Origin of the sequence: Rubellimicrobium mesophilum DSM 19309 (genome assembly GCF_000600335.2) — a bacterium.
Lineage (GTDB): Bacteria > Pseudomonadota > Alphaproteobacteria > Rhodobacterales > Rhodobacteraceae > Rubellimicrobium > Rubellimicrobium mesophilum.
Genome location: NZ_KK088597.1, coordinates 20,974 through 27,795, shown reverse-complemented (window position 1 = coordinate 27,795; position 6,822 = coordinate 20,974). Strand labels below are relative to the sequence as shown.

8 protein-coding genes are annotated in these 6,822 nt (G+C 71.4%); 4 read left to right on the top strand and 4 right to left on the bottom strand.

The window, feature by feature from the left end:
* Positions 1-192: 192 nt before the first annotated feature.
* The 3 genes from RUMESO_RS17680 to RUMESO_RS17670 all read right to left on the bottom strand — a co-directional run bounded on the left by RUMESO_RS17680 (position 193) and on the right by RUMESO_RS17670 (position 2,892).
* Positions 193-846, bottom strand: coding sequence for a response regulator (locus RUMESO_RS17680; RefSeq protein ID WP_037281973.1), 654 nt, complete (start codon positions 844-846; stop codon positions 193-195).
* A complete protein-coding gene (locus RUMESO_RS17675) occupies positions 843-2,246 on the bottom strand; it encodes a sensor histidine kinase (RefSeq protein WP_245639319.1) in 1,404 nt (467 codons plus the stop codon). The genes RUMESO_RS17680 and RUMESO_RS17675 overlap by 4 nt, the downstream gene beginning before the upstream one ends.
* Positions 2,247-2,310: 64 nt before the next feature.
* Complete coding sequence (locus tag RUMESO_RS17670) at positions 2,311-2,892, bottom strand: transglycosylase SLT domain-containing protein (RefSeq protein ID WP_037281972.1); 582 nt, start codon at positions 2,890-2,892, stop codon at positions 2,311-2,313.
* A 229-nt stretch (positions 2,893-3,121) separates the two neighbouring features.
* Here RUMESO_RS17670 and hspQ point away from each other — a divergent pair, with 229 nt between their 5' ends.
* From hspQ to RUMESO_RS17650, 4 genes are all read left to right on the top strand, one after another.
* Complete coding sequence (gene hspQ, locus RUMESO_RS17665; RefSeq protein WP_425414924.1) at positions 3,122-3,448, top strand: heat shock protein HspQ; 327 nt, start codon at positions 3,122-3,124, stop codon at positions 3,446-3,448.
* A gap of 224 nt (positions 3,449-3,672) precedes the next feature.
* Entirely contained in the window at positions 3,673-4,131 is a 459-nt protein-coding gene (locus RUMESO_RS17660) for a GAF domain-containing protein (RefSeq protein WP_037281969.1), read from the top strand.
* Positions 4,128-4,853, top strand: coding sequence for a GFA family protein (locus RUMESO_RS27400; RefSeq protein ID WP_082484214.1), 726 nt, complete (start codon positions 4,128-4,130; stop codon positions 4,851-4,853). Before RUMESO_RS17660 ends, RUMESO_RS27400 begins: the two co-directional genes overlap by 4 nt.
* Positions 4,854-4,955: 102 nt before the next feature.
* Complete coding sequence (locus RUMESO_RS17650) at positions 4,956-5,600, top strand: RluA family pseudouridine synthase (RefSeq protein ID WP_037281967.1); 645 nt, start codon at positions 4,956-4,958, stop codon at positions 5,598-5,600.
* 190 nt (positions 5,601-5,790) lie between these two features.
* On the opposite strand, the gene dapA is transcribed toward RUMESO_RS17650, so the two are convergent.
* On the bottom strand, positions 5,791-6,663 hold the full coding sequence (gene dapA / locus RUMESO_RS17645) for a 4-hydroxy-tetrahydrodipicolinate synthase (protein WP_037281966.1): 873 nt from the start codon (positions 6,661-6,663) through the stop codon (positions 5,791-5,793).
* Positions 6,664-6,822: the final 159 nt, after the last annotated feature.

The window sequence follows — 6,822 nt, the reverse complement described above, 5'->3', positions numbered from 1 at the left end:
ATGGCGGGGCCGTCCGCGACGTCACCGTCTACTACCCGGACGGCTGGATCGAACGGATCGTGGGTGGCCGCTACGAGCTCATCGACCAGCAGAGCCGCCTCGTCGTGGCCCGCCGCGCCACCGCCCAGGACTACGCCCGCATGATCGCCCTGCGCTGAGGCGCGCTCCGGACGGCGCGACCTCCACGCCGGATCACGGCTTCCGCGTCCCGGGCCAGCCCTCGCGGGCGATCAGCGCCGCCTCCGTGCGGTTCCGCGCCTGCAGCTTCTGGAGGATCGCGGTCATGTAGTGCTTGACCGTCTTCTCCTGGAGGTCGAGGTCGCGCGCCACCTCCTTGTTGCTCTTGCCCTCGGCCACGCGGCGCAGGATGTCCTCCTCGCGCTTGGTCAGGGTGTCGAGCGGCGTCTCGGCCTTCTTCGCCCGGGGCGCATTCATCGCCGCCAGCACCTTCATGGCGAGCGACGGGGCCACGTAGCTCCGCCCCTCGGCGAGGTCCGAGAGGATCCCCACGAGGTCGCGCGCCCCCACGCCCTTGAGGATGTAGCCCAGCGCCCCGGCCCGCAGCGCCTGCATCACGTCGTCGTCCTCCTCGGACACGGTCAGCATAGCGCAGCGCGGCGGCTGGGGCAGAGCCAGGATGCGCCGCAGCGTGGCGATCCCGCCCCCCGGCATCGACATGTCGAGGAGCGCCACGTCCGGCCGCTCCCGCGCGACCAGCGCCTCGGCCTCCGCGCCGTTCGAGGCCTCGCCCACGACGGCGAAGCGCCCCGATTCGGCCAGGGAGCGCGTGACCCCCTCGCGGTAGAGCGGATGGTCGTCGGCGACGACGATGCGGATCGGGGTCATGGCCCGCCTCCTGTGTCCAGTGTCATGCTGATCTCGGTCCCGCCGTCAGGGCGGGTCCGGGCGTCGAAGGTGCCGCCCAGGCTCTCCACGCGGTCCCGCAGGCCCGAAAGGCCCATCCCGCCGGCCCCCCCGGGCGAGGACGGCAGCCCCGGCCCCCGGTCGCGCACGGCGAGCCGCAGCTCCCCGGCCCGGCAGTCGAGCTCCACCTCGATCCCCTCGCCCCCCGCGTGCCGGCTGGCGTTGCCCAGCCCCTCCTGCACGAAGCGGTAGACGCAGACCTTGGCGGCGGGCACCAGCGACGGCTCGGCCTCGCAGCCCACCCTCAGCGCCACGGGATGACCCGTCCGTGCCTCGTGCGCCTGCACCACCGATTCGACCACGTCCGCCAGGGGCCGCTCCGCGATGTCGGGTAGCTGGAGCCCCCGGGACAGCGCCCGCACCTCGGCCATGGCCTCGGTCACCGCCTGCGCCACGCCGCCCAGATCCTCCTCGGCGGGGTGGCCGTGCAGGCGGTCCCGCAGCGAATCGAGCCGCAGCGCCGCATAGGCCAGGTGCTGCGCCGGCCCGTCGTGGAGGTCCGCGCCGATCCCCCGCATGGTCCGGTCGGCCTCGGTCGCGGCCCGCGCCGCCGCCGCCTGGACCCGAAGCCGCAGCTCGTGGTTGCGCGCCGAGAGGCCCCGAAGCTCCCGCAGCCGCTGGTCGAGCGCGCCCTGCTGCGCCTCGATCGTCCGGCTGCCGCCCAGGACGATGACATAGAGCACCCCGCCCAGGAGAAGGGTCGTCCCGGCCACCGTCCCCCAGACCGTCGCCCGCGCCACCCGCAGGTCATGCGCGAGCTCCGGGGCGATCTCGTAGAACTCGGCCACGGCGATGACCCGGCCCGAATAGACCTCGCGCAGCGGCGAGTAGATCTCGAGGAGCGGCACCCCCAGAGCCGCCTCCGGCGCGTCCTCGTCGTCGTCCAGCTCGTCGAAGGAGGCCACGACCTCGCCTGCGAGGGCCCGGCGCAGCTCCGGCGTGAGCTCGAATGTCTGGCCGACCAGCGCCTTGTTCTCGGCCCAGATGATGCGCCCGTCGCCGGTCCAGAACTTGAAGGAGACGACCCTCTCGCCCAGCGGCGTGTTGGTGAAGATCTCCTCCAGCGCCCGCTTCGCCCCCGGCGACAGGTCGCTCCCCGAGGCGAGCTGCTGGCTGATGGGCGAGATCACGCTGTCCATGTAGAGCGCCGTGGCGTTGGCCGAGTTGCGCGCCACGACCCCCTGGATGCGCGCCGTGACCGCCCAGCCGATGGCGAGCGCCGCCAGCACCAGCACCACGCCTGCCGCCGTGGCGAAGCGCGTGGCCAGCGACAGGCGGGACCACCGCCCCGCCAGCCCCTCGCGCACGCCGCGGCTTGTCATGGCCAACGTCATGGCGCCCTCATGGCACGGGCGTCCGGCGGTGGGAACGGCCTTTGGTCGGGGCTCAGGCCCGGCGGCAGGAATGGAGCTGCGCGTCGTAGAGCGCCGCCCGCGCCTCGAGGTCCTGCGCCACGCGCCGGAGCCAGCCCTTCTCCATGTAGCTGCGCCGCGCGTAGCCGGTCCGCCCCTCGTGGTAGGCGAGGTACTGGTTCTCGGTGTCGTTGAGCGGGATGCCGAGCTCGCTGGTGGTCTGCGCCATGTACCAGCCCAGGAAGTCGGCGGCGTCGTGGATGTCGTCCCGCCGCGCCCGCCCGCGCGAGCGCGTGTACTCCTCCCAGGTGCCGTCCAGCGCCTGGCTGTAGCCGTAGGCCGAGGACTGCCGGCCCATGGGGATGATCCCCAGCGCGTAATCGTGCGGCGGCCGCGCGTTCCCCACGAACTTCGATTCCTGGTAGATGATCGCCATCTGCACCGCGACCGGCACGCCCCAGCGGTCCTCGGTCGACCGGAAGGCGCGCGCGTAGCCCGGCCGCTCGGCCAGGATCTGGCAGGCGTCGTCCAGCTCCCGCGGCGCGGAATATTCCCTCTGGCCCCCGCAGGCCGCCACGAGGAGGAGGAGCGCCAAGGCGCGGAGTGTTCGGCTCATGCCCGATGTCCCTCGACTCGTCCGCGGGGTCGTCCCCGCTGTTGTTGGCCGCGAGCCTAGCCCAAGGCGGGCCGGCAGGGAACAGGATCGTGACGGGTCGCGACGGGGCCGGGATCGCGCCGCCACTGTGGGACGATCCGACACGCATTGTTTCAGGCAGAATGATGGCTTTTCCATGGACAATCCTGCTGGCCAAGCGCCTAATGCGGCCATGGGAGGCCAAGCATCCGTGCATCCGATCCATGCGAAATACGGCCTGGGGCAGGTGCTGCGTCACCGGACGCACCGCTTCCGTGGCGTCGTCTTCGACGTGGACCCCAGCTATTCGCGGACCGAGGACTGGTACCAGGCCATCCCCGAGCACAGCCGCCCGCGCCGTGACCAGCCCTTCTACCACCTGCTCGCCGAGAACGACCAAGGCGCCTACGTGGCCTACGTCTCCGAGCAGAACCTCGTCCCCGACACCTCCGGCCAGCCCGTCGACCATCCCGACCTGGGCGACCTCTTCGGCTCCTTCGAGGACGGGCATTACCTGCTCCAGGCTCCGCTGAACTGAAGGGGTCCCGGTCCCGTCGGCGCCGTGCGGCATCGTGGGGGCGTATTCGCCCGGCACCGGGGGACCGGTGGCCGTTCCTCCCCCCGCGCCATGGCCCGCTCGGGGAGGAACCTTGTCCTCTCCGGGGCACCCCGTCGCCAGAGAGTTGCGCCAGTGGAAACGCCCCTTGCCTTCGGCCCGCGCCCGGGGCGTGATGCGGCCCTGATCCGCAAGGGAGGGCGCTCATGCGCGCCGACTACGACGACCTCCGCCGCCGCATCCAGGCGCTGACCCAGGGCGAGGACGACGCCGTCGCCCTCATGGCAACGGTAGCCTGCGAGCTTCACCACGCCGACGAGCGCTTCGACTGGACGGGCTTCTACCGCGTCGTGGCGCCCGGCCTCCTCAAGATCGGGCCCTACCAGGGCGGGCATGGCTGCCTCGTGATCCCCTTCGACCGGGGCGTCTGCGGCGCGGCGGCGCGCACCGGCGAGGTGCAGCTCGTCCCCGACGTGGAGGCCTTCCCTGGCCACATCGCCTGCTCCTCCTCGACCCGCAGCGAGATCGTCCTCCCCGTCCGCAACGCCGGGGGCGAGCTCCTCGGCGTGCTCGACATCGACAGCGACCGGCCTGCCGCCTTCGACGAATCGGACGCGCGGGCGCTGGGCGCGATCCTCGCCGACACCTTCGGGCGGCTGTCGTGAAGGGCTCCTGCCTCTGCGGCGGGGTCCGGTTCGAGACCCGGGGCGAGCCGATCGTCACGTCCTATTGCCACTGCTCGCAATGCCGCCGGATGTCCGGTGGCATCTGGGCCTCGGCCGACATGCGGCGCGAGGACGTCACCATCGAGGGCGAGGTCCGCTGGTTCAGGGCAACTTCCAAGGCCCGTCGCGGATTCTGCCCCACCTGCGGCGCCTTCCTGTTCTGGGAGGCCGAGGGCTCCGGCGAGATCGCGGTGGCCCTAGGCGCGGTGGACGGCCCGACCGGCCTGACCCTCACGCGTCATCTCAACGTCCCGGACTCCATGCCCTTCCATGAAGGCCCCCTCCGCGACGCCTGCCTCTGCGGCGCCGTCACCGTGACGCTCGACACGAGCCCGGGCGAGATCACGGCCTGCCACTGCACCCAATGCCGGAAGACCTCGGGCCACGTCCCACGCAGCCTCGATGACCCCGACCGCCGCTCGCGCATCGAAGGCGAGGTCGCGGCCTACCGCAGCGCCGGCGGCGCGGTCCGAAGCTTCTGCCCCACCTGCGGCACCAAGATCGCCTTCGACGGCCCCGACGGCCTCCTGTCGCTGGAGGCCGGCCTCTTCGACCGCCTCGCCGGGCGCGAGCCCGACCTCCACATCTTCACGGCCTCCAAGGGCGACTACTACGACCTTCCCGAGGGGGTCCCGGCCTATCCCGAGGCCGGACCGGATTAGCATCCATCTTCTGACTCCAAATATCCCGGGGGAGCGCGAAGCGCGGGGGCAGAGCCCCCTTCGGCGGTTGCCCTCCACCGCTCGTCAGGGCAAAGGCCCCGCATGGACGCCGCCTACGACCCGCCGCAGGACCCGCTGAAGATCCTCCACGACGACCACGAACTGGTCTTCGTGGAGAAGCCCGCCGGCCTCCTTTCCGTCCCCGGCAAGGGCGAGCATCTCGCCGACTGCCTGATCGAACGGGTCCGCCGCGTCTTCCCGACCGTGCTCCTCGTCCACCGCCTCGACCGCGACACCTCAGGCGTCATGGTCTTCGCGCTCACCCCGCTCGCGCAGCGCCACCTCGGCTGGCAGTTCGAGGAGCGCACCACGAAGAAGACCTACATCGCCCGCCTCTGGGGCGAGATGGCTTCGAGCGAGGGCACCGTGGACCTCCCGCTCATGGTGGACTGGCCGAACCGGCCCCGGCAGATGGTCCACCCCGAGGGGCGCCCCGCCGTGACCCGCTGGAAGGCGCTGAAGCGGGCGAACGGCGAGACCCGCGTCCGCCTCTTTCCCGAGACCGGCCGCTCGCACCAACTCCGGGTCCACATGGCGTCGCTCGGCCACCCGATCCTCGGCGACCCCTTCTACTCCGAGGGGCCGGCGCGCGACTTCGACCGCCTCATGCTCCACGCCGAGAGCCTGCAGGTCCGCCACCCGGACGGAGGGCGGCCCTTCAAGGTGACCTCCCCGGCGCCGTTCTAGGGCTTGTCCGAACGGCATGGCCCCGGCGCCGCGACCCGATCGGACGCCGCTCCCACGACGATATTCCGCTCGCCCGTTAACGCCTTCTTAAGGTGTCCGTGCCAAGGTGATCCCGTCCCCGGGTCGCCGCCCGGCGGGGTAGGGGGAGTTGCGCCCTCTAGCCGGGCCACCCCGGGGGATGGGAACTGCCTTAGTTTAGCAGCCCCGCATGGACCATCGCCGCGCGGATCGCCTCCTTGACGCGGTCCGTCGGCGGCAGCAGCGGCGAGCGCACGTCCTCCGCGATGTGCCCGAGCAGCGACAGCCCATACTTCGCCCCCGCCACGCCCGGCTCAAGGAAGATCGCCTCGTGCAGGGGCATCAGCCGGTCCTGGTAGTCGAGCGCCCGGGCGTAGTCCCCCGCCAGCGTCGCCTCCTGGAACTCCGCGCAAAGGCGTGGCGCCACGTTGGCGGTGACGGAGATGCAGCCCCGCCCGCCATGCGCGTTGAAGCCCAGCGCCGTCGCGTCCTCGCCCGAAAGCTGGACGAAGTCCTTGCCGCAGGTGATCCGCTGCTTGGGAACGCGGCTCAGGTCCCCCGTCGCGTCCTTCACGCCGATGATGTTCGGGTGCTTCGCGAGCTCCCCCATCGTCGCGGGCGTCATGTCCACGACCGACCGGCCGGGAATGTTGTAGATCACGATGGGCAGGCCCACCTCGGCGGCGGCCCGGAAATGGGCGATCATTCCGGCCTGCGTGGGCTTGTTGTAATATGGCGTAACAACCAGCGCCGCATTCGCGCCCGCCTGCTTCGCCGCCTCCACGAGGCGCACGCATTCTATGGTGTTGTTGGACCCGGCCCCGGCGATCACGGGCACCCGCCCGGCCGCGACCTTGACCACCGTCTCGACCACGAGGTCGTGCTCCTCGTGGCTCAGCGTCGGGCTCTCCCCCGTCGTGCCCACCGGCACAAGCCCATGCGAGCCCTCGGAAATCTGCCACTCCACCAGACGTTTCAGGCCGTCCAGGTCCACCTGCCCGTTCGCGAAGGGGGTGACGAGGGCGGGAAGCGAGCCCTGGAACATTTGGACGGTCCTTTACGTTGGAAGGTCGGGACGTGGTGAGGCGGAAAGGCCACAGCCTCGCGGCGGCGGAAGCCTTAGACGCTTTTCCGCCGACTGCCAAGTTAGTGGCTTGTCCGAATCCCGCCTGCCTGCGACCCTGTGCCGGAATTCCCCGAATCT